Source organism: Rossellomorea sp. DUT-2, assembly GCF_052665285.1.
The window spans coordinates 107,668-132,698 of the sequence record NZ_JBQPEO010000005.1 but is presented as its reverse complement, the minus strand read 5'-3'; the positions used below and the strand labels follow the sequence as shown (position 1 = coordinate 132,698).

The 25,031-nt window shown below is 42.0% G+C and carries 22 protein-coding genes and 1 riboswitch; of the genes, 8 read left to right on the top strand and 14 right to left on the bottom strand.

The window, feature by feature from the left end; translation table 11 throughout:
• Positions 1-20: 20 nt before the first annotated feature.
• Complete coding sequence (locus ACOSV2_RS18460) at positions 21-893, bottom strand: HAD family hydrolase (protein WP_428976393.1); 873 nt, start codon at positions 891-893, stop codon at positions 21-23.
• 160 nt (positions 894-1,053) lie between these two features.
• Here ACOSV2_RS18460 and ACOSV2_RS18455 point away from each other — a divergent pair, with 160 nt between their 5' ends.
• Together ACOSV2_RS18455 and ACOSV2_RS18450 are read left to right on the top strand one after the other, a co-directional pair.
• On the top strand, positions 1,054-2,565 hold the full coding sequence (locus ACOSV2_RS18455) for a BCCT family transporter (protein WP_428976392.1): 1,512 nt from the start codon (positions 1,054-1,056) through the stop codon (positions 2,563-2,565).
• A gap of 137 nt (positions 2,566-2,702) precedes the next feature.
• The gene (locus ACOSV2_RS18450; protein WP_428976391.1) at positions 2,703-4,016 is read left to right on the top strand and encodes a short-chain fatty acid transporter; all 1,314 of its coding nucleotides are present in this window, start codon (positions 2,703-2,705) and stop codon (positions 4,014-4,016) included.
• Positions 4,017-4,153: 137 nt separating this feature from the next.
• Here the strand turns inward: ACOSV2_RS18450 and sda are convergent, their stop codons facing one another.
• Positions 4,154-4,285 (bottom strand): sporulation histidine kinase inhibitor Sda, encoded by a 132-nt coding sequence (sda, locus tag ACOSV2_RS18445; RefSeq protein ID WP_113969300.1) that lies wholly within the window; start codon positions 4,283-4,285, stop codon positions 4,154-4,156.
• A gap of 406 nt (positions 4,286-4,691) precedes the next feature.
• Between sda and ACOSV2_RS18440 the strand changes: the two genes are divergently transcribed.
• Entirely contained in the window at positions 4,692-6,053 is a 1,362-nt protein-coding gene (locus ACOSV2_RS18440) for a YjiH family protein (protein ID WP_428976390.1), read from the top strand.
• Between the two features lie 338 nt (positions 6,054-6,391).
• Here ACOSV2_RS18440 and ACOSV2_RS18435 read toward each other — a convergent pair whose 3' ends face one another.
• The 5 genes from ACOSV2_RS18435 to ACOSV2_RS18415 form a co-directional block, all read right to left on the bottom strand.
• The gene (locus tag ACOSV2_RS18435; protein ID WP_428976389.1) at positions 6,392-7,657 is read right to left on the bottom strand and encodes an ATP-binding protein; all 1,266 of its coding nucleotides are present in this window, start codon (positions 7,655-7,657) and stop codon (positions 6,392-6,394) included.
• Between the two features lie 33 nt (positions 7,658-7,690).
• Positions 7,691-9,241 carry a hypothetical protein gene (locus ACOSV2_RS18430; protein WP_428976388.1) on the bottom strand — a complete coding sequence of 517 codons (1,551 nt, stop codon included), beginning with the start codon at positions 9,239-9,241 and terminating at the stop codon, positions 7,691-7,693.
• A 267-nt stretch (positions 9,242-9,508) separates the two neighbouring features.
• On the bottom strand, positions 9,509-10,180 hold the full coding sequence (locus tag ACOSV2_RS18425) for a 5'-methylthioadenosine/S-adenosylhomocysteine nucleosidase family protein (protein WP_428976387.1): 672 nt from the start codon (positions 10,178-10,180) through the stop codon (positions 9,509-9,511).
• Positions 10,181-10,364: 184 nt separating this feature from the next.
• The gene (locus ACOSV2_RS18420) at positions 10,365-11,306 is read right to left on the bottom strand and encodes an L-threonine 3-dehydrogenase (protein WP_428976386.1); all 942 of its coding nucleotides are present in this window, start codon (positions 11,304-11,306) and stop codon (positions 10,365-10,367) included.
• Between the two features lie 105 nt (positions 11,307-11,411).
• Entirely contained in the window at positions 11,412-12,602 is a 1,191-nt protein-coding gene (locus ACOSV2_RS18415; RefSeq protein WP_428976385.1) for a glycine C-acetyltransferase, read from the bottom strand.
• A 413-nt stretch (positions 12,603-13,015) separates the two neighbouring features.
• On the opposite strand from ACOSV2_RS18415, the gene ACOSV2_RS18410 reads away from it, so the two are divergent.
• A complete protein-coding gene (locus ACOSV2_RS18410; protein ID WP_428976384.1) occupies positions 13,016-14,659 on the top strand; it encodes an L-lactate permease in 1,644 nt (547 codons plus the stop codon).
• Between the two features lie 45 nt (positions 14,660-14,704).
• On the opposite strand, the gene ACOSV2_RS18405 is transcribed toward ACOSV2_RS18410, so the two are convergent.
• From ACOSV2_RS18405 to ACOSV2_RS18380, 6 genes are all read right to left on the bottom strand, one after another.
• On the bottom strand, positions 14,705-15,883 hold the full coding sequence (locus ACOSV2_RS18405) for a MalY/PatB family protein (protein WP_113969310.1): 1,179 nt from the start codon (positions 15,881-15,883) through the stop codon (positions 14,705-14,707).
• Between the two features lie 131 nt (positions 15,884-16,014).
• The gene (locus tag ACOSV2_RS18400) at positions 16,015-16,773 is read right to left on the bottom strand and encodes a DNA alkylation repair protein (RefSeq protein ID WP_428976383.1); all 759 of its coding nucleotides are present in this window, start codon (positions 16,771-16,773) and stop codon (positions 16,015-16,017) included.
• A 224-nt stretch (positions 16,774-16,997) separates the two neighbouring features.
• A complete protein-coding gene (locus ACOSV2_RS18395) occupies positions 16,998-17,642 on the bottom strand; it encodes a YczE/YyaS/YitT family protein (protein WP_428976382.1) in 645 nt (214 codons plus the stop codon).
• Between the two features lie 437 nt (positions 17,643-18,079).
• Positions 18,080-18,436, bottom strand: coding sequence for a VOC family protein (locus tag ACOSV2_RS18390; protein ID WP_428976381.1), 357 nt, complete (start codon positions 18,434-18,436; stop codon positions 18,080-18,082).
• A gap of 11 nt (positions 18,437-18,447) precedes the next feature.
• A complete protein-coding gene (locus ACOSV2_RS18385; RefSeq protein ID WP_428976380.1) occupies positions 18,448-19,467 on the bottom strand; it encodes an S-adenosylmethionine:tRNA ribosyltransferase-isomerase in 1,020 nt (339 codons plus the stop codon).
• A complete protein-coding gene (locus ACOSV2_RS18380; RefSeq protein ID WP_428976379.1) occupies positions 19,460-20,194 on the bottom strand; it encodes an SDR family NAD(P)-dependent oxidoreductase in 735 nt (244 codons plus the stop codon). The genes ACOSV2_RS18385 and ACOSV2_RS18380 overlap by 8 nt, the downstream gene beginning before the upstream one ends.
• Positions 20,195-20,390: 196 nt before the next feature.
• Positions 20,391-20,486, top strand: a riboswitch (ZMP/ZTP riboswitch).
• A 46-nt stretch (positions 20,487-20,532) separates the two neighbouring features.
• Here ACOSV2_RS18380 and ACOSV2_RS18375 point away from each other — a divergent pair.
• From ACOSV2_RS18375 to ACOSV2_RS18360, 4 genes are all read left to right on the top strand, one after another.
• Positions 20,533-21,387, top strand: coding sequence for a bifunctional 5,10-methylenetetrahydrofolate dehydrogenase/5,10-methenyltetrahydrofolate cyclohydrolase (locus tag ACOSV2_RS18375; RefSeq protein ID WP_428976378.1), 855 nt, complete (start codon positions 20,533-20,535; stop codon positions 21,385-21,387).
• Between the two features lie 120 nt (positions 21,388-21,507).
• Positions 21,508-23,049 (top strand): FAD-dependent oxidoreductase, encoded by a 1,542-nt coding sequence (locus ACOSV2_RS18370; RefSeq protein WP_428976377.1) that lies wholly within the window; start codon positions 21,508-21,510, stop codon positions 23,047-23,049.
• Positions 23,050-23,226: 177 nt separating this feature from the next.
• The gene (locus ACOSV2_RS18365; RefSeq protein WP_258549622.1) at positions 23,227-23,361 is read left to right on the top strand and encodes a hypothetical protein; all 135 of its coding nucleotides are present in this window, start codon (positions 23,227-23,229) and stop codon (positions 23,359-23,361) included.
• Positions 23,362-23,516: 155 nt separating this feature from the next.
• Positions 23,517-24,038 carry a DinB family protein gene (locus tag ACOSV2_RS18360; protein ID WP_428976376.1) on the top strand — a complete coding sequence of 174 codons (522 nt, stop codon included), beginning with the start codon at positions 23,517-23,519 and terminating at the stop codon, positions 24,036-24,038.
• Positions 24,039-24,070: 32 nt separating this feature from the next.
• Here ACOSV2_RS18360 and msrA read toward each other — a convergent pair whose 3' ends face one another.
• The gene (gene msrA, locus ACOSV2_RS18355; RefSeq protein ID WP_428976375.1) at positions 24,071-25,015 is read right to left on the bottom strand and encodes a peptide-methionine (S)-S-oxide reductase MsrA; all 945 of its coding nucleotides are present in this window, start codon (positions 25,013-25,015) and stop codon (positions 24,071-24,073) included.
• Between the last annotated feature and the right edge of the window lie 16 nt (positions 25,016-25,031).

Below are 25,031 nucleotides of genomic sequence, written 5' to 3'. Positions count from 1 at the left end.
ATGGACAACAGAAGACGTTCTCATGAGTTTGCCGTCTGTTGAAGAGCTTCCTGTATCGCTTTTGCGACACCGTCTTCACGGTTTGTTGCCGTGATGAATGGACAGAATTCTCTTACTTGCGCCAGGGCATTCCCCATGGCAACGGGTCTCCCAACAGCTTTCATCATGGATAGGTCGTTAAGGTTATCACCCATTGCCATGGCATTCTCCGCTGAAAGGCCTTTGTCGTTCAGAAGCTTCTGCAGAGCCACCCCTTTTTGTGCTTCAAGGCTATTCACTTCTATGTTTTCTTTACCCGACGAGCTAATGGCAATGCCTGTTATTTTATTTAATTTTTCATTCGCTTCTGTTAATTGCTTTTCATCAAAAGAGAAAACAAGGAATTTGTAAACAAGCTGGGAAGCATCCTCGAACAGTACCCCGTAATCTTCCACTAATTTGATATGACCTTTATCAAATCGTTCCTTGGCTGCTTTTCTCACCTGCTCTTCTGATACTTCAGGGTTGGCTGTCGTGAAAATATCGACGATCAACTCAACGCCCATTTCAAGATTTTCAGTGTATGTTCCCTGATCTGTATAGATTTCAAAGTAAATACCGGTTTCGTTTAAGACAGCTGCAATTTTTTTCGCTTGTGCTGATTCAATGCCTGCCTGATAGACGATTTCACCCTGTTTATTTCGAACCTCTGCTCCATTGGCACAAACGATATCACATGAGATGCCGGCTTCCTGTATGACATAGCGGGCTTCTTCATATGATCTCCCTGTTGCAACAACGACTTCTATTCCTTGCTGTTGCGCATCCAGGATTGCTTGTTTGTTGGCTTCACTGATTTCCTGGTTTTCATTCAAGAGCGTTCCGTCCATATCCGTTGCGATACATGTAATCATAAGTAGACACCTTCCTGTTGTTAAAGTTCATAATTTCACCCATTGTATCATGAAACATTTCCCGAGTTGTACTGAACCACCTCCTGCTTATGAATAACCCTGTAGATTTAGGGTATGAAAATATAGAAGACGTTCGTCTACTATGTCAGGAGGGGTATTCATGGGTAATCGTACATATTTGAACAAAGTGTTTTGGATTTCAGCTATTATTGTGTCCATCTTGGTTGTGTTTGGGGCGGCTTTTCCGAAACTTTTTGCTAAAGGAGCGAATGCAGCCTTTGGTTTCACGACCTATTCGTTTGGATGGTTTTATCTCGCTGCAGTGTTTTTCTTTGTATTATTTCTATTTTTTCTTATGGTAAGTAAATATGGGAAGATACGATTGGGAAAGGACGATGAACGACCACAGTATCCTTTCTTCACCTGGATTGGCATGTTATTTTCAGCCGGGTTTGGAATCGGTCTTGTGTTCTGGGGAATTGCTGAACCGATGAGTCATTTCTTTGAAACCCCCATTCCGGGGGTAGAGCCGCAAACGGAAGAATCCGCCCGCCTTGCAATGGGCTATTCCTTTTTTCATTGGGGGGTGAGTCAATGGTCTGTTTTCACGATTGTCGGATTGATCATTGCTTATTTTCAGTTTAGAAAAGGGGAAAATGGACTGGTTTCCACTTCCCTATCTCCCATGATCGGCCGACAAAAGAAGGGGATCAAGAATACCATTGATATCCTGGCTGTCATCGCAACCGTCATGGGTGTAGCTACTTCACTGGGGTTAGGTATTCTCCAAATAAACGGAGGATTAAATTCTGTATTTGGAGTGGGTAACAACACACTTTCTCAACTCTCGATTGTGTTCATTCTGCTTATCCTTTATTTAGCATCTTCTACAACCGGCCTCGATAAAGGGATTAAATGGCTCAGTAATGTCAATTTATCCTTGGCTCTATTCTTGATGCTATTTGTATTCATCGTCGGGCCGACCGTCTTTATATTAAACACGTTCATACTTGGGATTGGTGACTATATTTCTAATTTCATCCGCTACAGCTTACGATTGACTCCTTATCAGGGAGGAACATGGGTACAGGATTGGACGATTTTCTATTGGGCATGGGCCATCGCCTGGTCTCCATTCGTAGGTGCTTTTATCGCCAGGGTATCAAGGGGGAGAACGATAAGGGAATTTATCATAGGGGTCTTGGTGGTTCCTCCACTGATTGCCCTTATGTGGATTGCTGTCTTTGGTGGTACAGCTCTTCACCTGGATTTATTTAATGGTACCGCCATTGCTGAAGGGGTCAACAAGGATGTCACAAGTGCCTTATTTTCAACGTATGGAGAACTTCCGTTTACGATGATCCTGTCCGTTATCTCCATCTTATTGATCTTTACCTTTTTAATTACTTCCGCTGATTCAGCGACCTATATTCTAAGCAGTATGACGACGGAGGGAAGCTTGAATCCTCCTATGATAGTGAAAATCGTCTGGGGAGTACTCATTGCTGCCATTGCCGCTGTATTACTGGTGTCCAGTGGACTGGAGGGCTTGCAGACCGCCTCTCTCGTCTCCGCATTGCCATTCACTGTCATCCTTGTCCTGATGTGTGTAACGTTGTTTAGACTTCTGCGTAAAGAAAAAAGGGGAGCGTCCCGACCCGTAAAGAAATAAGCTTAGGCGCCTGATCTCTTTAAATGAGTCAGGCGTTTTTTGATTTGGGCTCTTCATTTTCATATAAATGAAAGGGTTTTCACATATCATTATAGAAGAATAGAAAGGGTGTGTATTTAAATAAGGGGGATGAAAAGATGAAGGCACTTATATCATTATCGAACAAGATCATGCAACGCTATCTGCCTGATCCATTTTTATTTGTTGTCATTTTAACACTGGCCGTATTTGGATTCGGCCTTATCTTCACTGATAGTTCAAGTCTCGAGATGGTTCAGTATTGGGGGAACGGATTCTGGAGCCTGCTTGCCTTTTCCATGCAGATGGTTCTTGTGCTTGTGACGGGGTATGTACTGGCAAGTAGTCCACTGTTTAAACGTTTCCTTGGTTTCCTTGCCTCATTTGCGAAGTCACCTGGTTCCGCGATTGTCATTGTTACGGTCGTTTCGATGATTGCCAGCTGGATCAACTGGGGCTTTGGCCTTGTAATCGGGGCATTATTTGCGAAAGAGTTGGCAAAACGGGTGAAAGGTGTCGATTACCGGTTGCTGATTGCCAGTGCTTATTCCGGATTTATTGTCTGGCATGCAGGGTTCTCGGGATCCATTCCGTTATCGATTGCAACAGCCGATCATCCATTCCAGGATATGATCGGTGTCATCTCGACAAGCGAGACGATCTTCGCTACGTTCAATGTCCTGATTGTGTTAGCACTATTTATTGTTCTTCCGGTCATCAACAGGATGCTGATGCCGTCTAAAGAAGAAACGGTAACCGTAGATCCTGAAATCTTTAATGAAACGGCCGCCACTCTTGAAAAAGAGGCATTAACACCTGCTGAGCGTCTTGAAAACAGTATGGTATTATCGATTATTGTTGCCGTTCTCGGGATTGCATTCCTATTTTCATATTTTGTTCAAAACGGTTTCGCCATCAATTTAGATATCGTGAACTTTTTATTCTTATTCCTGGGCATTCTCTTTCACGGTACGCCAAAACACTTTCTTGCGGCTGTTCAGGAAGCGATTAAAGGCGCGAGCGGGATTGTCATTCAATTCCCTTTCTACGCAGGAATCATGGGAATGATGACGGCATCCGGTCTTGCTGTCGTCATGTCCGAGGCCTTTGTATCGATTTCAAATGATGTGACCTTTTACTTTTTCGCCTTCCTCAGCGCCGGGATTGTGAACTTCTTTGTTCCTTCCGGGGGAGGACAGTGGGCCGTCCAGGCTCCTATTATGCTTGATGCCGCTCAAACACTGGATGCCTCAGTAGCTAAGACCGCTATGGCCGTCGCTTGGGGAGACGCCTGGACAAATCTGATCCAGCCGTTCTGGGCATTGCCTGCTTTAGCGATTGCAGGATTAAAGGCGAAGGATATTATGGGTTACTGCGTCATTATCCTTGTCATTAGTGGAGTCGTCATTTCCCTTGGATTACTCTTCTTATAAAAAAAAGTGCCTTAGAGTGTTTCGTCTTTGCCTGAGACTCTCCAGGGCACTTTTGTCTTATGACATAAAAATAGGCTGACCTCCCGGTAGGAGATCAGCCGTTATGTATGACGTTTCATTGTTTTTTAGTCTGAGTCCTATCGAGCGATTTCTCTTCTCTCCAGCTCCCCTTCTAACATCTCAATAAATTCTTCTTCCAATCCTTCTTCCTGTGCTAATTGATAGACATTAGCCAACTGCTCTTCCGTAAGTATCGTTAAAGATGTCATCGATTACAACTCCTGACTCACCAAGGTATGAATTTTTTATACCCTCTTCCATACTACTTAAACCTCATTTTCAAAAAAATAATAAATTTTTTAGTAATAATTCCCTCGAACTTCAAACTTTATTACTTGAAATGAGAGAAAGCAAAATGTTTTTCAGCTTATAATTGAAATTTTTTAAAATTTTAGTAAAATAGAGAGGTATTGAAAGATAGCGCTTTCTTTTTGTGTACATTCATTTACTAGATCGATTATTCGACATTTTATGTTTCACTTTCACACCGTTTGGGAAAAACAGCTAGGTAATGCATCCACTCCCTTGTGGGAACTTCTTATGGACAAATTTATATGTATGCATTAAAATGAATAATGTTTCATTTTCCGTTATAACTACATCTGAGGTGAATTTATGAATCGACAACATCGCTTTACATTAACAAGTCATTTACGATTTATCATCCCTTCCCTGTTGGGAATTTTTCTTTTTATGGTTCCGATACCACAGGAAGAAGGGATCACGATACCAATCGCCGTTCTTTCAGGATTATTACAGGACTGGATTGGAAGCTATGTACCTGCAATCATGACAGGATTGATCATCCTTACCGTATTAGGGACTTTTATCACAAAGTTCATACGCCCTGCTTTCATTGAAAAATCTCCATTTTTTACAAGCCTTTTCGATGTAAGACCTGTTTGGGTTTTTGTCAGAGTACTGGGTGCTGTGTTTGCGATCATGACTCTATTTAAATTAGGGCCTGAATGGGTCTGGTCAGACGCAACGGGTGGACTTCTATTAAATCCGGATGGACTTCTGGCCATTCTATTTTCTGTATTTTTATTTGCTGGACTTTTTCTACCTTTATTATTGAATTTCGGTCTACTTGAATTATTCGGTGCTCTCTTAACGAAAGTGATGCGTCCCGTATTTGGTTTGCCCGGACGTTCTTCCATCGATTGTTTAGCTTCCTGGTTAGGAGACGGAACGATCGGGGTGCTATTGACAAGTAAGCAATATGAAGAAGGGTACTATACGAAGAAGGAAGCAGCAATCATTGGTACGACATTCTCTGTTGTATCCATTACCTTCAGTTTAGTCGTCATTTCTGAGGTTGATCTCGGAAAATACTTCATTCCTTTCTATATAACAGTAGCCATTTCAGGAATTATCGCAGCGATCGTGCTGCCACGAATCCCGCCATTATCTCGTAAGCCTGACACGTACTATAATGATCAAGAAGGCAAGAACACGATGGAAGTCATTCCAGAAGGCTATAGCCGCGTAGGTTATGGATACGAACAAGCCCTTGTTCAAGCGAAGAATAACAATAGTACTTCTAAGTTTTTTACTGATGGAATGAAAAATGTGTTGGATATGTGGATGGGGGTTGCACCCATCGTTATGGCGATCGGTACAACGGCACTGATCGTAGCCGAGAATACCAAGTTCTTCGAATATATCGGTATGCCGCTTATTCCACTACTTGAGCTTCTGCAAATCCCAGAAGCAGCTGAAGCGTCTCAATCGATCCTTGTCGGGTTTGCCGATATGTTCCTTCCCGCCATCTTTGGAGCTGGAATTGAAAGTGAACTGACACGCTTTGTGATCGCTTGTTTATCTGTAACACAATTGATCTACATGTCTGAGGTTGGGGGATTATTACTAGGTTCTAAGATCCCGGTTGATTTCAAGGACTTAGTGATCATCTTCTTGCAGCGTACATTCTTGACTTTACTTGTGATTGTTGCAATTGCTCATATGATTTTTTGATGAAAGAAACCCAGGTTCGAATTCGAACCTGGGTTTTTTATTTCTTTGACCAGTGAACAAATCGTTGACCGTTCCTTTCCGCTACAATCCACTCTGTGCTTCTTCCTTCTTTCTGCTTATATGGATGATTGGATGATATCATGACTTCACATCTCCTTTATGGATTCTATGAAGGGAAGCCTGTATTTACGCTCCTTTCATCTTATTCTTGTACTTTCATGTTCATTAACCCTTTTTCATCTATCCCCACAACCGTTCCAAGCTAAGAACCCTATCGTCTTACGAATTCTGCCTTTTACATAGGTAAAGGCTGCATCGCAATGAGGCAGCCCTGAACTTCACTTATGTTTTACCGGTAAGGTTACTTCTACTTTTGTTCCCTTGTCCACTTCTGATTCAATGAGTATAGACCCTTTATGGTCTTCAATGATCTTTTGACTAATGGTCAGCCCGAGTCCCATCCCTTTTTCTTTCAAAGTGAAGAACGGCTCACCCAGTCTCTTTAATCGATCAGGCGGTATTCCCACCCCTTGATCTTGAATGGAGATGATGAACTTTTCGTTCAGAATGTTCCAGTTGACGCGGATTTCTCCTTCTTCCATCGATTCGATTGCATTTTTTATAATATTAATAAAGACCTGTACGCATTGATTTTTATCTCCAAATACGTGAATGGAGGATGATGGTACTTGAACATTTAATGTGATCCCTTTGAGGATTGCTTCATGCTCCATTACCTTGATCACATAGTGTAACACCTCATTCATATCAAAGACCTGGTATTCCCTCATTTGAGGTTTTGATAAAATGAGTAACTCTCCTACAATTTGGTTGATTCGATCCATCTCGGAGGACATGACGTTGAGATAATTTTCGGATACATGCTCATTCTCTTCAAGCAGTTGAATGAAGCCCTTGATGCTTGTAAGGGGATTCCGGATCTCATGGGCGATTCCCGCAGCAAGCTCCCCGACTACCGATAATTTCTCTTTTCTTAATAGCATTTCTTCAGCTATTTTCTGCTGAGAGATATCCCGGCCGATGATGACTAATCCCCTTCTTGTCTGATTCGAATGAAATAACGGGACTTTTATGACATCAAAGGTTTTGTATTCACCGTTCGGAAGGTAGAATCCTTCTTCGCATCTCGTTACCTTTTCAGCTTTCCATGATTGTTCATCGGAGTCAACACAGTAGTCGAAGGCGTCTTTAAAAAAGGGAACCAGTTCTCCTAATTCCCTGTCAGTCTTCCCTACATAATCAATTCGTTCAAGGTTATACAGTTTTCGGCCAAATTGATTGACCTTTAACCAGCGGCCCTGCCCATCTTTAAAGCACACAAAATCCGGCAGTGAATGGAGAAGGGTGGACAGCTGATTTTCTTCTTCCAGCAATTTTCGATGCTCTGCCAGAAAGGTTTTCCCTTTTATTAATAAGTGTGCCAGGACCGTTACCCCTGCAATGGTTACCAGAAAGGCAGTGATTACGTTCCATGGCTTATCAATGAAGAGTAAAACGATGAACTGTATGACAAATAGAGCCATGAGGATCATTATCTTGTTGTAAAATGTATGTTTTATCATATGATTCATTTTCTCCATCATCTAAGCCACCCGCCCCACTCATACCTTTATTGGTTAAAATAAGTTAAATATATATGGACCGATTGAAGTAATATAGAACAAAATATAGATTCCCATGAAGTAAAAGGCACCTGCAAAGGATCCCCAATCAGGGTCCCGCCCTATTTTCCAAATCACCCAAGTGATCACACTAATCAACAATAATAGTGCGTAGCCGCTTCCCGGAAACACGAAATACTCCGGTGCCACTTGGTAAAAATACGCGTTCATTGCGTTGCTGGTGTAGCTGATCGGCATCAGCATAAAAATGATGATCGATGCATATTCAGCCCAGCTGATCCCGTCTTTTTCAAACGCATTTGGTCTGAATATATACAATAAGATTAATAGAAAGAGCGATGGAAGCACCCAGTAAAAGGATGTCAATACCGTCACCAGGCTGCTGAACATCATGAGAACGCCGTTGTTCAGTGCCTCTTTCACTGATCTTTTCGACCAGTTTGTACTTTCTGAAACGACTTGATCGTTCTGAGATGCCCCGTATAGTTCATATGTACCACCATCATAATTAAACCAAACCAGTGCTTCGTCAGTTAATTGCACAGGTGAATATGTGACATGCTTGGTCGTACTAAGAGGAGAGCCCTTCAGAATCCCCTGATCTTGAAAAGGAGCAGCATACAGGCTCATCACACTGTTATCACCAATACGCTGTCCTTCTGAAGTGAACACCACGGATTCTTTCCCATCAACGTTTACAAACTGTACCCCACCGGCATTCGCCAGCTTTTCCCCGGTATCTTTATTGACGAATTCAATCTTACTCCCGGTTAAAATCGATGATCCTACTTCCTGTAATGGAACCTGCACCTTGTATGTACTGTAGGAAAGCGTACCTTGTGTGCGTGATTTCTCATTGTATAGTAAGGTGAGCTTCTCGTCTGTTACTTTAAACGTTAAACCATCCACCTTTTTATTCGGTGCTGTATTCACTAGTAAAAAAGGCTTCTCACTGACTTCACGGTTTTCATTCATATAGTAGACGAAATCATGAGTATCATCTTGTGCCACCTGAATGACAGCTTTTCCGTTTTCTCCTACGTGGACATCTGAAATTTCAGATGAAAAAGTGGAGACTTCCCTGGATGAACCCTCTTGCACATTATATTCATATAGTTGTTCGTTACTCCAATAATAGATATGGTTTGCGCTTGCTCCGAGACCCGTGATCTCTTTCGACAGGACCTGATCCTTACTGTCCTGGGTCGAAACTAGATTTCCATCTTTATAGTAGATGTATTCGTTGCCATCGGTCCAAAATGGATAGCCTCTGGTGATCTTGGTATCAATGACTCTTTCATCTGCTACACTCATTTCATCATTGATGGTAAGCGCATGGATCTTCCCTTTACTTGAGAGGTATAGTTCCTCATTGTTTTGAAACACCTGAGGTCTCTCTTTTGAGGTGAAGTCTAATGGGAGTGAACGGCTCCAATTCGGCTGAGGTAATTCCTTCACTAACAGCAGCTGGTGAAAGAACAAGGCAGCGATGAATAGAAGCATGATTCCTATAGGTATCCCAAATACTTTCAATTTTTCTCTCATCTGAATCCCCCTTATGTAAAATCCTTAGACTTCTGAATTTTAGCATAATTTATATAGGTTATCACCATTTTTTTCCACAAAAAGGGGCTTGATCTCATTTATTGTTACTGTTTCAAGTATAACATTTCCCTTCCAATTTACTATCAATTATTGTCATATTTTGTCGTATTTTAAAATAAAAGCTTTTAAACAATAAGCTTTTTTCACTGGGATGAGGATGAGTACTAGTATGAATAAAAATATATCTCAAATGGTCTATCTATTTACTTATATAAACCTTTTTAAATATTCGCCAAATATTTTGTTCATAACTTTGGGTGTGTTTTCTAAATAAACATTCATTTGTTCAATGTTAGATTCAAATTTATCAGAGTTTCTTTCATCTGTTGGAAAATCAGATATTCCTTTAATAATCATACATTCAACATCATTCTTCTTACAGATATAAGCAATTGCACCCGCTTCTGTATCAGCTATTGTTATTTCGTTTTCTTTAAGTTCTAAATAGTCCTTCCACATAACAACTGCTTTATCAGCGGTGCCAATTGTTCCGGTATAAAAATCATTTCCATATTTTGATAGATCAATATCGACTATGAAGGATTGTTTAATAAGAGGCTCGATTTCTTTTACTGTGCAATCATATTGAACGGCTTTCTCGGGTACAAAAATATCCAAATTACTGAACTGATCATCTATTCCTGCACAGGTTCCAGCAACGATTACTTTCGTTAAATTAAATGTAGAAATCATATACTGATTACCACCAACACCATTTACTTTTCTTACACCGGTACTATAAAAAACAAGTTCGGTATCATTCATTGTTCTTATGAAATACTCGCCATAAGGATAACCGAAACGTTCATTATCTTTTATGCCGAAATATTCCAATGTTGCTTCATATTCCCACTGTGTTGCTATACTTATTCCTATCATCGACTTATCACCCTACAAATATAATTTGTCACTATTGAATGTCTATACACGGTCTGAATTTCATTTTACCACTATCCTTCTTTACTTTAGAAAAACAATCTCTTCTAAGGTGAAGAGAGATTGAACTTCTTTCAGAAATAAAAAAAGACCCCTAAGAAACCATTGTTTTTAGGGATCAATCTGCTTACTTCGATTTTAATTTCTCTAACATATCAGCTGTCATTTTGGCTAGGTCGTAATCTGCTTTGAAGCCCCATTCGCTCATGGCTGCGTTGGAGTCTATGGCGTTCGGCCAGCTTTCAGCAATGGTTTGGCGGACTGGATCTACGTTATAATCCAGCGCAAAGTCCGGTTGGTGGACGCGGATCGCTTTTGCAATATCCTCAGGTGCTACGCTCATGGCAGATACATTGAAGGAATTACGGTGCTCAAGCTTTGAACCGTCCGCTTCCATAAGGTCGATGATCGCATTAAGTGCATCCGGCATATACATCATATCCATATAAGTTCCTTCACCGATGTATGAAGTATACTGGTTATTCTTGATTGCTTCATAATAAATTTCTACTGCATAATCAGTGGTTCCGCCACCTGGTAATGTTTCATAGGAAATCAGACCCGGAAAACGAAGTCCTCTTGTATCCACGCCAAATTTAGTGAAGTAATAATCAGACAGAAGTTCTCCCGACACTTTGTTTACTCCGTACATGGTGGTAGGGCGCATGATGGTATCTTGAGGAGTTGAATCCTTTGGAGTCGATGGACCGAATGCTCCGATTGAACTTGGTGTGAAGAACTGACATTCCAATTCTCTTGATGCTTCCAGGGCATTTACCAGTCCACCCATATTTAAATTCCAGGCAAGCAGCGGTTTTGCTTCCGCCGTTGCAGATAATAGAGCTGCGAGGTGAATAATCGTATCCACCTTATTCGTTTTGGCAATATCAAACATTTTCCCGGCATCGGTCACGTCTAATTGCTCAAAAGGGCCGTCCGTTACGACAGGGCTGTCTGTTTCCCGGATATCGGTCGCAATGACGTTATCAGAACCGTACACAGTACGTAGTTTATTGGTGAGCTCAGAACCGATTTGTCCCAAGGCACCCGTTACTAAAATCTTTTTCATCGTCTTTCCTCCTGCATTTTCCTATGGTGATAGAATGATTTCATTATTCATACAGATAGGGCTGACTTTTATAGCCAGACCCTATCACGTTATTTATAAAGGGGATTAGATAATTCCCATTTCTTTACCGACTTTTTCATATGCTTTAATCGCTTGATCGAGCATATCTTTCGTATGCGCTGCTGAAGGCATGTTTCTCACACGGCCTGCTCCTCTAGGTACGGTTGGGAACACGATGGATTTGGCATATACACCCTCTTCATATAGGCGTTTACTGAAGTCCTGGGTCGCCTGCTCTTCACCTATGATAACCGGAGTGATGGGAGTCTCACTGTTTCCAATGTCAAAGCCAAGCTTCTTCAGCTCTTCTTTCAAATAACGACTGTTTTCCCACATATTATCTTGAAGCTCTGTAGAGTTCATGATGAGATCAAGGGCTTCTGTACAAGCCGTTACATCTGCCGGAGTTAAGGATGTAGAGAATAAGAATGGACGTGAGCGGACCTTTAACCAGTCGATCAGGTTCTGAGTTCCTGCCACATATCCCCCAACTACACCGATTGCTTTCGATAACGTACCCATTTGGAAGTCCACTTTGTCTGCCAGGCCAAAGTGTTTAACCGTTCCTGCACCTTTTCCAAGGACCCCGGAACCGTGAGCGTCATCTACATACGTCATGATATCAAATTCCTCAGCAATTTCAACGATTTCAGGAAGTTTACATACATCTCCATCCATTGAAAATACTCCGTCAGTGATGATCATGATTTTGTTGTATTGACCCGATTCCTTCGCTTCTTTTGCTTTCGCGCGAAGATCTTCCATATCTGAGTGGCCAAAACGGATAATCTTTGCTTTCGATAAACGGCAGCCGTCAATAATGGATGCATGGTTCAATTCATCAGAAAGGATGGCGTCATTCTTGTCCATAACCGCCGAAATCGCTGCCATATTACAGTTGAATCCTGACTGATAAGCAATGGCAGCTTCTGTCCCTTTAAACTTCGCAAGCTTCTCTTCAAGCTTCACGTGAAGATCAAGGGTACCATTGATTGTACGGACGGCTCCAGACCCTACACCATATTCTTTCACCGCTTCGATCGCTACCTTTTTCAGGCGTTCATCTGTTGCAAGACCAAGATAATTATTAGAAGAAAGGTTCACAAGTTTCTTATCATTGATCGTAATCACCGGTCCGTTTGCACCTTGTAATGGATCGATCTCATTATATAAACCGCGTGATTTTAGGTCTTCAAGATTTTCCTGTAAAAAATGATCTAATGTTTTACTAGTCATATACGTATCCTCCTGTTATGTAAGCGTTTTAAAAACAAATGTCCACTCCAAAAATACACTATTTATCAGTTGACTCTTTATGGTTGCTAATGATTATTCTGATTCTTAGTTTAACATGTTTTTTTGTGATGGACAAAAATTATCTTATCAATTTAGTTTGTGTTTCTATAAGCGACTTCATGCAATTACTCGAGAAAACATTGACCGTTTCTTTCCACTCCACTCTGTGCTCTTTACATTTTGACTGCTAAATGACTTATGAACAAACACAAATAAGCCTTTTAAAAACTTATTCAAAACAATAAATGATCTATTATCTTTTCTTCATCTGTCATAAACTATCCACAAATTATGTGAAAAATTTCACAAACTTATTATAAAATAAATATATAAACATTAAGCAGGTGATGAACATGTCTGTTCTTGAACTCTTAACATCATTGACTCCTGTATTAGCCGTTCTTATTTTCCTTGTTATTTTACGTTTCCCCGCTTCTGTTGCAATGCCTGTCAGCTTCTTACTGACTGCTATCTTAAGTCTTGTATTCTGGAAAATCCCCATAGTACAGATTGGTGCTGCCTCGATTGAAGGAATCATTATTGCTTTCACTATACTTTGGATTGTGTTTGGAGCGATCCTGCTATTAAATACCTTACAGAACAGCGGTGCCATGGAAACGATTCGCAATGGATTTTCAATGATTACTCCTGACCGCCGTGTTCAGGTCATTATTATCGCTTGGTTATTCGGCTCTTTTATTGAGGGTGCCGCTGGATTTGGAACGCCCGCTGCCCTGGCAGCACCATTGCTTGTGGCTTTAGGATTTCCACCCCTTGCAGCCGTTTCTCTCGCTCTTATTGCGGATAGCAGTGCCGTATCATTCGGTGCGGTAGGTACTCCTGTTATGGTAGGAATAGATCAAGGATTGAGACAGGGAGGAACCCTTGCAGGTCAGGTGGAACAAGCGTTAGGAGCTCAACCAATGATCGATTATTTAAGTGGCGTAGCCATTCGCGCTGTGAGTATAGATTTATTCATCGGCAGCATGATTCCTCTCTTGCTTGTTGTAATGCTGACCCGTTTTTTCGGTCAAAATCACTCTTGGAAAGAAGGACTCGTTCTATGGAAGTTCTCTCTATTTGCAGGTCTGTCGTTTACAATACCAGCATTACTTGTAGCTACCTTCATAGGTCCTGAGTTTCCATCTATCATTGGTGGATTAGTCGGGTTGATGATCGTCATTCCCGCAGCGAAGAAAGGTTTCTTATTACCCGATGAAACTTGGGACTTTAAAGCACAGGAAGGACCTATGACCGAATTCGTCCCTGATAAGAAAATGCCGATTTGGTTAGCTTGGATTCCTTACTTGCTTGTCGCTGTCCTATTGGTGTTAACGAGATTGGATCTTCTGCCTATTAAGGAGTGGCTTAGAAGCGTGAAAGTGGGATGGAGCAATATTTTAGGAACAGACATTTCCACTCAGTTTGAGCCTCTTTACCTTCCGGGTACAATCTTTGTATTGGTCATGGCACTGACATTCCTTATCCATAAAATGAACAGGCATCAAATCGAAGCGACTTTTCGACAATCTCTATTTACGATTAAAGGAAGCATCATTTCATTAATGGCCGCCGTTCCCATGGTAAGGATTTTCATTAATTCAGGTGTGAACGAAAGTGATTTAGTGAGCATGCCAATGGAACTTGCCACTTTAGTGTCAGGGTTAACGGGTGAAGGATGGCCCTTTGTCGCTCCCCTCATCGGAGCACTTGGATCTTTTATCTCCGGGAGCGCCACGTTTAGTAACATGATGTTTTCTCTCTTTCAATTTAGTGTCGCCGATCAAATCGGCGCAGACCAGCAAACTGTTTTATCCTTACAGGTGCTTGGAGCCAACGCTGGAAACATGGTATGCGTCCTGAATGTAGTAGCTGCTGCTTCTGTTGTTCAGCTTAGCGGTAAAGAAGGTCAGATCATCCGGATAACCGTGGTCCCTATGTTGCTCTATGTTCTGTTATCAGGAAGTTTCGGGGCCCTCGTTCTTTATTTCTTATAAAGAAAGAGGATGAACAAATGACCTCTCATTTGTTCATCCTCTGCTTTATTTCATGACGTTACGGTTGACCCTGTAATCCAGGATCGCCTCGTGGATTCTTCTTAATGCCAAGTCGATCCGCTCTTTTGGACAGGCGATATTCATTCTGACAAAGGTGTGCCCGCTCTGACCAAATTTAAAGCCCTCATCAAATTTCACTCTGGCTTTGTCTAAGAAAAACGTACACAACTCTTCACCTGTCATGCCTAATTCCGTGCAATCCATCCATATGAGGTGTGTAGCCTGTGGGGTAATGCCTTTCAGCTCTGGAAGGTGTTGCTCTAAATAATTCAGTACATACTGTTTATTCTCTTCAAGCACCATTAATAGCTCATTAAGCCAAGGTTCACCTTCCTCATAAGCCGCAATCGTTCCTTCAATCCCAAACACATTCGGTCTCATCAGTCCATAGCCCGTAAGCTTTTCATTATACTTATCTCTCAGGTCTTTGTTCGGTATGAGAAGGATGGAGGTTTGAAGTCCCGCAATATTAAAGGTTTTACTTGGAGCCGCACATAGAATACTACGCTCTATCAAGCTGTCATCCCCTTTAAACAGTGGAACGTGTTCATATCCTTTGTAGACCAGGTCTCCATGCATTTCATCTGAAATGATCCATAGGTCATGCTGTTTAGCGATCGAACCGATTCTCCTTAACTCCTCTTCTGTCCATACCCGTCCAACAGGATTATGAGGACTGCAAAGAATCAGAAGCTTCGTTCCGGGATGACGAGCCTTCTCCTCTAAATCGTCAAAATCAATCGAGTATACTCCATCCTCATAAAGCAACGTATTTTTCATAACCGAACAACCATGGTTTTCGATCGTACTGTAAAAAGGATAATAAACGGGATCTTGAATGATTACACCGTCCCCAGGCTCCGTTAACACGGACAACAATACATTGATACCCGGAATGATTCCTGGGCTAAAGCTGATCCACTCTTTCTCTATTTCCATCTGGAAGCGCCTCTTCCACCATGAAATGACAGACTCGAAGTATCGATCACTAAATGTCGTATAGCCGTATATACCATGCTGAGCCTTGCGATTCATGGCTTCGACAATGGCAGGAGACACTTGAAAGTCCATATCTGCAATGCACATAGGAATCACATCCTCGGCAGGAAACGACCATTTCACAGAGTGAGTGTTTGTTCTCTCGATGCAATCATTCCAATTCATATCCTAATACCCCTCTCACATATATCTGTCCTTACTTTATACCAGAATGAGGCCAGGTTGAATACCTAATTAAAAAATAGAATTCCCCATACTCCTTTGTTAAGGACGGGCGTCATGTCCAGATGCTTAATCTATTCACTACTTTTAAACGATTTCCCCTTCGCCCTTCTATGGATATGCTTCATTCCTTCCCGTTTACTTAAAGGTGCCAGCTTTTCTGATTCGATGAATTGCTGTACCGCTTCCGGGTCCGTTTTTGAATACTCCCGGAGCGCCCAGCCGATTGCCTTCTGAATAAAAAATTCTTTTGATTCATTATGCATTAATATGTATCTGAACAAACGATCCTGATCTGTTTTTTCTTTATATTTCAATTGATGTAATATGGAGATCCGGTTCAACCACATATGATCCGAATGAATCCATTTCTCTAAGTATGCGTCATCTTCTTCGGTTTGATAGATTTTCCCTACGTGATTGGGAGCAATGTGATCAATCGTATCCCACCAGGATTTATCTGATATCAATTCTTCTAAAAGTGGCAGGTGTTTTTTCGTTAAATATCTCGATTGTTTATCCAGAAGGGAAAGAGCGAAATACTGACATTCTCTTTGAGGTTCAGACCAAAGGGAACGAACGATGTCAGGCAATTCTTCAACCGGTGGCTTACCGTTTTCCTTCAGAAAGTCCCTTAGTAAAGCAGTACGCTCCGGGGTCCTGATGCCAAAGAACTGAAATTGATTTCTCATATAAGCTTCCATGGCTTCTCGATTTTCATTATTTTGATGCTTTTTTAATAGAGTGATGATTTTATCTGAATATTCATGTCCCATCTTTTTTCTCCCCTTCTTGATTTCGTTCTTCGCATTCAAAACAACTGCTTTTTCCATTCTCCTTTTGCACGCCGTTAAAGAAACCGTCTAAACAATAAAGAGGCTTCTGACAGAGATAACAGTAGTCTACCAGCTCTTTCATTCTTTTACTGATTCCTTTTCACTAAATCGATCATCAGGTCTATTCATCAACCAAAACATCTCCCATCTGCCGGAACTCTCTTCATACTTCTTTACGATCGGGTGAAATACCTTTTTTAAACCAATAAAGAGACAATCCTTTAACTCGCTAAAGGATTGTCTCTTTTGGTCATTTGTCTCATAAGGAAAAAATGAAGAAGCTTTTTGCTTTGAGGTAATGAAAATCCCACGATGGAGCCGAGCCCCAATGCGATAATGACCGTCCCGATCCCGACAGGACCACCAAGTAACCAGCCGAAGAAGAACACAATGATCTCCATTCCATTCCTTACCCACTGAACTTTCCAGCCCGTTTTTTCAACTACGAGCAGCATCAGGCTGTCACGGGGTCCTGCCCCTAAATCAGCCGACACATATAGTCCGATACCGTACCCGATCACCACAATCCCAATAGCAAACACAATGGACTGTGCCAATAAAGATTGAGGAGCAGGAAGCACATAATTAAATAAATCTATGAAAATACCGATTAACAGCATATTAATAAAAGCGCCGACTTTAGGGAATGACTTCGTTCCAATTCCCGTCACGAACAAGATGACAAAGCCCGCAATAATCGACCATGTACCAACCGTCAGACCGAGCTGCTTGAATAACCCATAATGAAACACATCCCAAGGTCCAATTCCAAGGTCTTTGCCTTTGATCGTCAAGCTTATGCCAAACGCAAGTACAAGGAGGCCTGTAAAGAAGAACGACCAACGTAAAACTAATTCTCTATTCATGAAAATCCCTTCCTACACCATAGTCATTTCATTTAATACCGGGATAAATGTATCACAGAATTCTAAACAAAAAAATTTCATAAAACCTATGGGGTTGGTAGGGATAATTCTCTGTTGAGAAACCTGTATAGGATGCACCTAGTTTTTACATTTTTTGTTAATCAGCTGGATTATTTGTGATTTCGGCCGGATTATCACTGAAAATGGCTGGATTTATGATAGTTTCCGCCGGATTTTCACGAAAAACGGCTGGATTATCGCCCATTTCGGCTGGATTCACTAAGTTGCGCCTCGAAAAAAAGCAGGATGACATTTTGAACTCACTTACATCCTCATTGATCATTGATAAATCCAATAGAAACTACTGAATTTCTTTTAATCCATGCTGAAAAGTATATTTCTCCATGAAAGTAGATCAGCTCATTAAAGAAAACCCTCTATCCTTCAACCAACTCAACGATTTCCCCGTCAGGTCCAAAGAAAAAAGCAACTTTCCAACCATTTTCAAGAACAATGGGGCCCTCAACAGGTACTAACCCTTTCTCCTTTAATAGACCAATCTCCGTTTCCAGATCAGTGACTCTCAAGGCTAAATGAAGAAATATCCTCTTTAAGCCGTTATCCTCCCCAGGCTCTTCGATGAGCTCCAATCGACAATCGTTCTTTTTCATAAATAGTATTTTCTCACTACCCCATTCGAAATACGTTTCCCCTTCAAACCCAAAATAAGATTGATAGAATTCCTTCGACCGCACTAAACTCTTTACATTCATCCCAATATGATGAAGTATCATATCCATTCTCCTTACAAAATGACATTCATATCGCCAAACTCATGCCATTTATAGTTTTTTAACAAGGCAGTTTGATAGGCATTCATTAATTTCCTCTCTGAGATAAATGCCTTTAAGAGATCCAGGTGACTCGCTTCAGGCTCATGCAGTCCCGTGATGAGACCATCTACGAGTTGGAGAGGCGTATCCCCCGATATATATAAGCTGGTTACCCCTTCAGAAGGCTTTAGCTGTCCATATTGCGCCATGATGGTCTCAAGGGCACGAACGACTGTAGTCCCCACTGCAATGACCCGCTTGCCACTATTCTTTGCCTTGAGGATTTTGTCCACTGTCACTGAACCTACATGGTATTCTTCAGGATGATTTTTAGGTGTCGGCCAGCGATCATCTCCGTAATAACTCAAGCCTGCGTGAAGCTGTATGAACGCGATTTCAATCCCTTTCTGCTTCAAGGATTGTATCAACTTCCAAGAAAAGGCCCTTCCGGCAGATGTCATTTCCACAGACCCCGGTACTGATCCATATACGGTTTGATAGCAATCAAGTGGCCAGGGAGAATCAATATATTCGTAACGGATCGGCTCTCCGTTTCTGTAAATAAAATCAAAAAGCTCAACACCACTCCTGTTAAATTTCAATTGCACCAGTGGTTTTTCACTTCCTTCACCCACCATGTCGGCCCGGACTCCCTCTGAAAAACAAATCGGTTCCCCCGCTTGATAGAAGTCTCCTATGATAAGCGCATCCCAACAGTCCTCCTCTATTTTTCTGGATAAACGAACTTCGAGATGCCTGCTTCCTTGCTTCCCTTTGAGAGATGCGGGAATAGTGCGGCTGTTGTTTAAAACAAGTACGTCCCCCTTATTTAAATACTGGGGTAGCTGCTTGAATTGGGTATGATCACATTTCCCGGTCTCCCGGTTCAACACCATCAGTTTTACTTCGTCTCTTTCGAATCCTAATAACTCAATGGGGGTAGAAGCGTTTAAATGTAAAGGGATATCAAAGGTCTTTGCCAGTTCATTCATTCTCCCCACCTCGATTCCACTGAAATTCTTGTGCTTCAAATCGATTCCCATTCTCGTTTTCTGAAGCGTCGGAAGCAAGATATAAAAAGACGTCCAGATGATCATGGGGACCCGCAAGTGGGTAATCACATTCGGGGACAGCCTTGTTGTGCATGTCCGTATCCATTTCCCCCGGATCGACCATATTCACCCGCACCCCTGTATCACTCAGCTCGTCGGCCCATGTTTGAGTCAACCCTTCGACGGCAAACTTTGAAATTCCGTATGCTCCCCACTCAGCAAAGCCCGTTTTGCCCGCTTCTGACGTTAAGTTAATGATGGAACCTTTCCCACGGCTGATCATTCCGGGAAGGACTCTTTTACTTACTAAAAATGGGTTCAATGCATTGATTCTTAACACCTCAAGAAATTCTTCATCAGGGTAATCTGCCAGCAAACGTGGACCAGGGCCAAATACGGATGCATTGTTAAATAGAACATCGACTCCCCCCAACACTTCCTCCGTTACAGAAACAAAACGGTCCACATCCCGGGAATCAGAAACATCGGCTTTTAATGCAACCACCTCTGCCCCCAACGCCTTCAATTCTTCCTCAACCTCAAGAAGGGGGCCTCCTGTCCGTGCACAAATCGCAAGCTTTGCCCCTTCCTTCGCACATTGTACGGCAAGGGCCCTTCCCAACCCTTTTGAAGCTCCTGTAATCATGACTACTTTATTATTCAACATCTTTATTTCCCCTTTCTCTTTTCTTATTACTAACAGTTTATGAAAAATCCCCTTTCAACAAATCGTCTAAAGGGGGCCGGAAATAATAGAAAATTAGATGTAGCAGACTATCAGCCTTTTGATGTAGACTCACAAAAAACACGAACATTAATACTAGAAATTTTATTTATATTCGTGTTATAATCAAATTGAAAATAAATAGAGCAGTGACTGGCGAAAATGTGGAATCAACCACAAGGGAGCTGCGATCTTACAAAACATGAGCCATTAGCCGTTCGCCTGGGCAGAAGGCAAGGGGATACCCTTGTCTTCTTTTACTATAATCAGGAGGGATTGCAGTGGAACCACTAGTATTAGACGGGAAACTTGTTGCATCTGAGGTAAAAGAAAGCCTAAAGTCGAGAGTCGCTGAATTAAAAGAGAAGGGTATTGCCCCTTGTCTTGCTACAGTACTTGTTGGAGACGACCCATCTTCAGCTACCTATGTGAAGATGAAGGGTAATGCCTGCGCGAAGATCGGGATGGAATCAAGAAGGATTCATCTCCCTAAGGAAACTTCAACGAATGAACTGTTGGACGTCATTCAGGAGCTTAATCAAGATTCTTCCGTTCATGGGATTCTCTTGCAGCATCCTGTTCCTCCCCAAATTGATGAGCGTGCTGCCTTTGAAGCGATCTCCATTGAGAAAGATGTTGATGGAGTCACGAGCCTCGGGTTCGGTCAAAATTCATTAGGGTTTGGTGAATATCCATCTTGTACACCTGCTGCCATCATGAGCATCATCGATTACTACGGTGTGTCCCTTGAAGGAAAACACGCTGTCGTTGTAGGAAGAAGTCCGATTCTAGGAAAGCCTGTGTCCATGATGCTGTTGAATCGAAACGCTACGGTGACGACCTGTCACTCTTATACAGAGAACCTGCCTGACCTTCTCTCTACTGCAGATATCGTTGTGGCTGCAGTCGGTAAACCAAACTTCATTCAAGGCGATTGGTTAAAAGAAGGTGCTGTTGTACTTGATGCGGGCTATAACTCAGGGAACGTAGGAGACATCGATTATGAGGCATGCTATGAAAAAGCGAGCGCGATTACTCCAGTACCGGGTGGAGTGGGCCCTGTGACCATCTCCATGCTATTAAAACAGACCGTTGACTCTGCTGAGAAATATGGTTCTGTTCTTGAACATTCATAATAAATTTCCTTTAGGAGACTGACTCCATAGACGAGTCAGTCTCTTTTTTCCTTTTCAGACTTATTTTTTCTACATTTCAGGAAAGAATGGTAAGGAATAGAAAGATAAAGGAGCGTTCATATGGACACACAACACCAAAATGCTTTTTCCGAAACACCGGAGCCCTATTGGAGGGAGACGGCTAAACTCCCCACATTTAAAAAGCTTGATAGTAACATAAAAGTGGACGTAACCGTTGTTGGCGGCGGGATAGCAGGCATCACCACTGCCTATCTGTTAGCTAAAGGCGGGAAAAAAGTAGCTCTCATTGAGGCTAATCACTTATTGAACGGAACAACGGGGCATACAACCGCTAAGGTTTCCGCTCAACACGGATTGATTTATGATGAGCTCATCCAGCATTTTGGAGAAGAGTTCGCAAAGAAATACTATCTGTCACAGACAAAGGCTCTTCAGTTTATTAAAGACACGATTTCCAATGAAAATATAGATTGTCATTTTACAGAAGAGGACTCGTATGTTTACGCGACTTCAGATCAATATTCTCAGAAAATCCAGAAGGAATATGAGGCGTATCAAAAGTTAGAAATCAATGGAGAGCTTGTCGAAAAGCTTCCCATTGATTTAACCATTAAAAACGCAGTCGTGATGAAAGACCAGGCACAGTTTCACCCTTTAAAATATCTTAAAGCCTTGGTTGATTCTTATACGGGCCTTGGTGGTCAAATATTTGAAGGAACTGCGGCTAAAACCATTAACGAAGGAGACTCCACTCAAGTTGTGACTGCAGACGGATATCATCTGGATAGCGAGCATGTTGTCATCTGCTCTCACTTTCCTTTTTATGATGGTATGGGTTTTTATTTCACAAAGATGTATGCCGAACGCTCGTATGTCCTTGGAGTGAAAGCGAAAAAGGACTATCCGGGGGGCATGTACTTAAGTGCTGAAGATCCTACCCGTTCCCTCCGTTATGAAGACGATGAAAATGGAGAAAAACTCATTTTAATCGGTGGGGATAAACATAAAACCGGACAAGGAAAGGATACGATGGATCACTATGTGGCATTACAGGAATTCGGGGAAGAAGTGGTCGGGATTGAAGAAGTCCGATATAGATGGTCTGCCCAGGACCTGATCACATTAGATAAAGTACCCTACATCGGGAAATTAACGGAAAAGCACCCTGCTATTTTGGTAGCGACAGGTTTTAATAAATGGGGCATGACTTCCGGTACTCTGGCCGGTCAGATACTTTCTGATCAGATTTTAGGAAAACATCATATTTATGCAGATGTGTACACTCCTTCCAGGTTTGTTGCCGACCCCAGCATCAAGCATTTCTTCAAAGAGAATATAAATGTGGCTGGACAACTCATTAAAGGAAAGCTTCAAATACCAACTAAAAAACCACAGGAACTCCAAAAAGGGGAAGGCGATGTCGTGAACCTCAATGGAAGACGCTGTGGAGGATACCGGGATGAAACAGGAAAGCTCCACGTCGTAGACACCACCTGCACCCACCTCGGCTGTGAAACCGAATGGAACCACGGAGACCACACATGGGACTGCCCTTGTCACGGATCCCGCTTCTCCATTGAAGGAGAAGTGATTGAAGGTCCTGCCAAGAAACCCCTCGCCAAATTTGAAGTGAACGATTAAGGGACGGACCTCTGGAGGGCAACCCGATGACTCCCGCTATTTGTCGAATATAGCCTGGGAAATAAACCGAATTCAAAAGGTATTTGACATATTTTGTCGTATTCCCTAGAAGAATATTTCCTGGATAATGCCTCACACTATTAATGCTTGAGCTACTATCTACGGGAGGGATTCTGAATGGGACGTACAAAACAAGGTAACCGTAATGCCCAGAGTAATACGAATGCTAAAAGAGGGAATCGAACGAGTTCTGAATTAGTTGAGTTTACAACCGGGCAAGCGAATACAAAGAAAAACCGACCACAAGACTAGTAACGACAAGCATCTTAATGAAGAATAACCGGCAGTAACACTGCGTCAGGTTATTCTTTTCTTATTTTCCCTGATAATCCGTTCATCTTTTCGTAGAGGAATCTCACTCCCAACCTCGAATACGTTATAGAGAAATTAATTAGGGGGAATCGATCATGCAAGAACAAATGTTATTTCAACAAATGGAATTCATCCGACTTCGCACATTGGCTGCTCTCGATGCGACAACAGAACAGCAGGCGGACGAAATGCCTCCCGGATTCAGAAATTCAATCCGATGGAATTTAGGACATATCCTACTGTCCCAGGAAAACCTATTATTTTCCTTTGTAGGGGAAAACGACCGTAAAGCACTTCCACCTGAATACGGGGAGCTATTTGGCTTCAATACGAGCCCTGACACCTGGAATGCGCTCACAACTCCTACACTGAAGGAACTTCGTGAGAAACTGGAGGCACAGCCCCAAAGGATGAAAGAAGCGTTCTCCGGTCGCTTGGATGAAAAAGTAGAGAAGCCATTTGTCCTTGGTGAACATACTACGTTTACCACTTTAGGTGAAGTACTTTCCTTCGCTAACTGGCATGAGGGCTTGCATCAGGGAACCATCACATCCATTAAGCGGGTACAGGGAATCGAAAATCTTTGGGAAAAGGTTGAAGAGAAGATAGAAAGATAAAAAGACATGGCAGCTCTTGCTACCATGTCTTTTTATCTGCCTTTAAACAAAATTAAAAAATCCCCATAGCCTTCTACTTCTAATTTCCCTTTAGGAATAAACCGTAAAGAAGCAGAATTAATGCAATACCGAAGACCCTTAGGACCAGGTCCATCTGTAAACACATGCCCGAGATGAGAATCCGCTTCCCTGCTTCTTATTTCCACCCTGGTCGAACGATGTGATACGTCATATTGTTCTTTGACACTTGCATCCATGACGGGCTTTGTAAAACTTGGCCAGCCGCACCCACTATCATACTGATCTTTGGAAGTGAATAAAGGTTCACCCGAAACGATATCAACGTATAATCCTTCTTCCGTGTTATCCCAATACTCATTTTCGTAAGGTGGCTCTGTTCCATTTTCCTGGGTAACGAAGTATTGCATTTCTGTTAGCTGTACCTTTAAATGGGATCGATCTTTTGGCCAATACTTTTTCAAAAAATCTTCCCGCCCGGATCCACGCTTATATAAAGCATATCGGAAGGCATTTTCCTTATAGAAATCCTGATGATATTCTTCAGCAGGATAAAACTCGCTTGCAGGGAGAATCTTTGTCACCACAGGCTTGGTGAAAATACCACTCTTCTCCAATTTTCGTTTTGAAGCTTCAGCAAGCTTTTTTTGATTATCGTTATGATAAAAGATGGCTGTACGATAGGAGTCACCCCGATCTTTAAACTGTCCTCCTGAATCAGTCGGATCAATTTGCTTCCAGTATAGATCCAACAGTTTCTCAAAAGGGTACTGAAGAGGATCAAACGTGATCTGTACCACTTCATAGTGTCCTGTTTTCCCTGATGTCACTTCTTTATATGTCGGATTTGCGGATGTACCTTCTGTATAGCCGGATACAACGCGTTTAATCCCTTCCTGCTCATCAAAAGGCTCGACCATACACCAAAAACAGCCTCCGGCAAACGTCGCCAGTTCCATTCCTTCACCTCTTTCG

What these genes read in the sequence shown, in the direction of transcription:
- ACOSV2_RS18460 (WP_428976393.1), bottom strand. Translation starts at nt 893, where the DNA reads ATGATTACATGTATCGCAACGGATATGGACGGAACGCTCTTGAATGAA.
- ACOSV2_RS18455 (WP_428976392.1), top strand. Translation starts at nt 1,054, where the DNA reads ATGGGTAATCGTACATATTTGAACAAAGTGTTTTGGATTTCAGCTATT.
- ACOSV2_RS18450 (WP_428976391.1), top strand. Translation starts at nt 2,703, where the DNA reads ATGAAGGCACTTATATCATTATCGAACAAGATCATGCAACGCTATCTG.
- sda (WP_113969300.1), bottom strand. Translation starts at nt 4,285, where the DNA reads ATGACATCTTTAACGATACTTACGGAAGAGCAGTTGGCTAATGTCTAT.
- ACOSV2_RS18440 (WP_428976390.1), top strand. Translation starts at nt 4,692, where the DNA reads ATGAATCGACAACATCGCTTTACATTAACAAGTCATTTACGATTTATC.
- ACOSV2_RS18435 (WP_428976389.1), bottom strand. Translation starts at nt 7,657, where the DNA reads ATGATGGAGAAAATGAATCATATGATAAAACATACATTTTACAACAAG.
- ACOSV2_RS18430 (WP_428976388.1), bottom strand. Translation starts at nt 9,241, where the DNA reads ATGAGAGAAAAATTGAAAGTATTTGGGATACCTATAGGAATCATGCTT.
- ACOSV2_RS18425 (WP_428976387.1), bottom strand. Translation starts at nt 10,180, where the DNA reads ATGATAGGAATAAGTATAGCAACACAGTGGGAATATGAAGCAACATTG.
- ACOSV2_RS18420 (WP_428976386.1), bottom strand. Translation starts at nt 11,306, where the DNA reads ATGAAAAAGATTTTAGTAACGGGTGCCTTGGGACAAATCGGTTCTGAG.
- ACOSV2_RS18415 (WP_428976385.1), bottom strand. Translation starts at nt 12,602, where the DNA reads ATGACTAGTAAAACATTAGATCATTTTTTACAGGAAAATCTTGAAGAC.
- ACOSV2_RS18410 (WP_428976384.1), top strand. Translation starts at nt 13,016, where the DNA reads ATGTCTGTTCTTGAACTCTTAACATCATTGACTCCTGTATTAGCCGTT.
- ACOSV2_RS18405 (WP_113969310.1), bottom strand. Translation starts at nt 15,883, where the DNA reads ATGAATTGGAATGATTGCATCGAGAGAACAAACACTCACTCTGTGAAA.
- ACOSV2_RS18400 (WP_428976383.1), bottom strand. Translation starts at nt 16,773, where the DNA reads ATGGAAAAAGCAGTTGTTTTGAATGCGAAGAACGAAATCAAGAAGGGG.
- ACOSV2_RS18395 (WP_428976382.1), bottom strand. Translation starts at nt 17,642, where the DNA reads ATGAATAGAGAATTAGTTTTACGTTGGTCGTTCTTCTTTACAGGCCTC.
- ACOSV2_RS18390 (WP_428976381.1), bottom strand. Translation starts at nt 18,436, where the DNA reads ATGATACTTCATCATATTGGGATGAATGTAAAGAGTTTAGTGCGGTCG.
- ACOSV2_RS18385 (WP_428976380.1), bottom strand. Translation starts at nt 19,467, where the DNA reads ATGAATGAACTGGCAAAGACCTTTGATATCCCTTTACATTTAAACGCT.
- ACOSV2_RS18380 (WP_428976379.1), bottom strand. Translation starts at nt 20,194, where the DNA reads ATGTTGAATAATAAAGTAGTCATGATTACAGGAGCTTCAAAAGGGTTG.
- ACOSV2_RS18370 (WP_428976377.1), top strand. Translation starts at nt 21,508, where the DNA reads ATGGACACACAACACCAAAATGCTTTTTCCGAAACACCGGAGCCCTAT.
- ACOSV2_RS18365 (WP_258549622.1), top strand. Translation starts at nt 23,227, where the DNA reads ATGGGACGTACAAAACAAGGTAACCGTAATGCCCAGAGTAATACGAAT.
- ACOSV2_RS18360 (WP_428976376.1), top strand. Translation starts at nt 23,517, where the DNA reads ATGCAAGAACAAATGTTATTTCAACAAATGGAATTCATCCGACTTCGC.
- msrA (WP_428976375.1), bottom strand. Translation starts at nt 25,015, where the DNA reads ATGGAACTGGCGACGTTTGCCGGAGGCTGTTTTTGGTGTATGGTCGAG.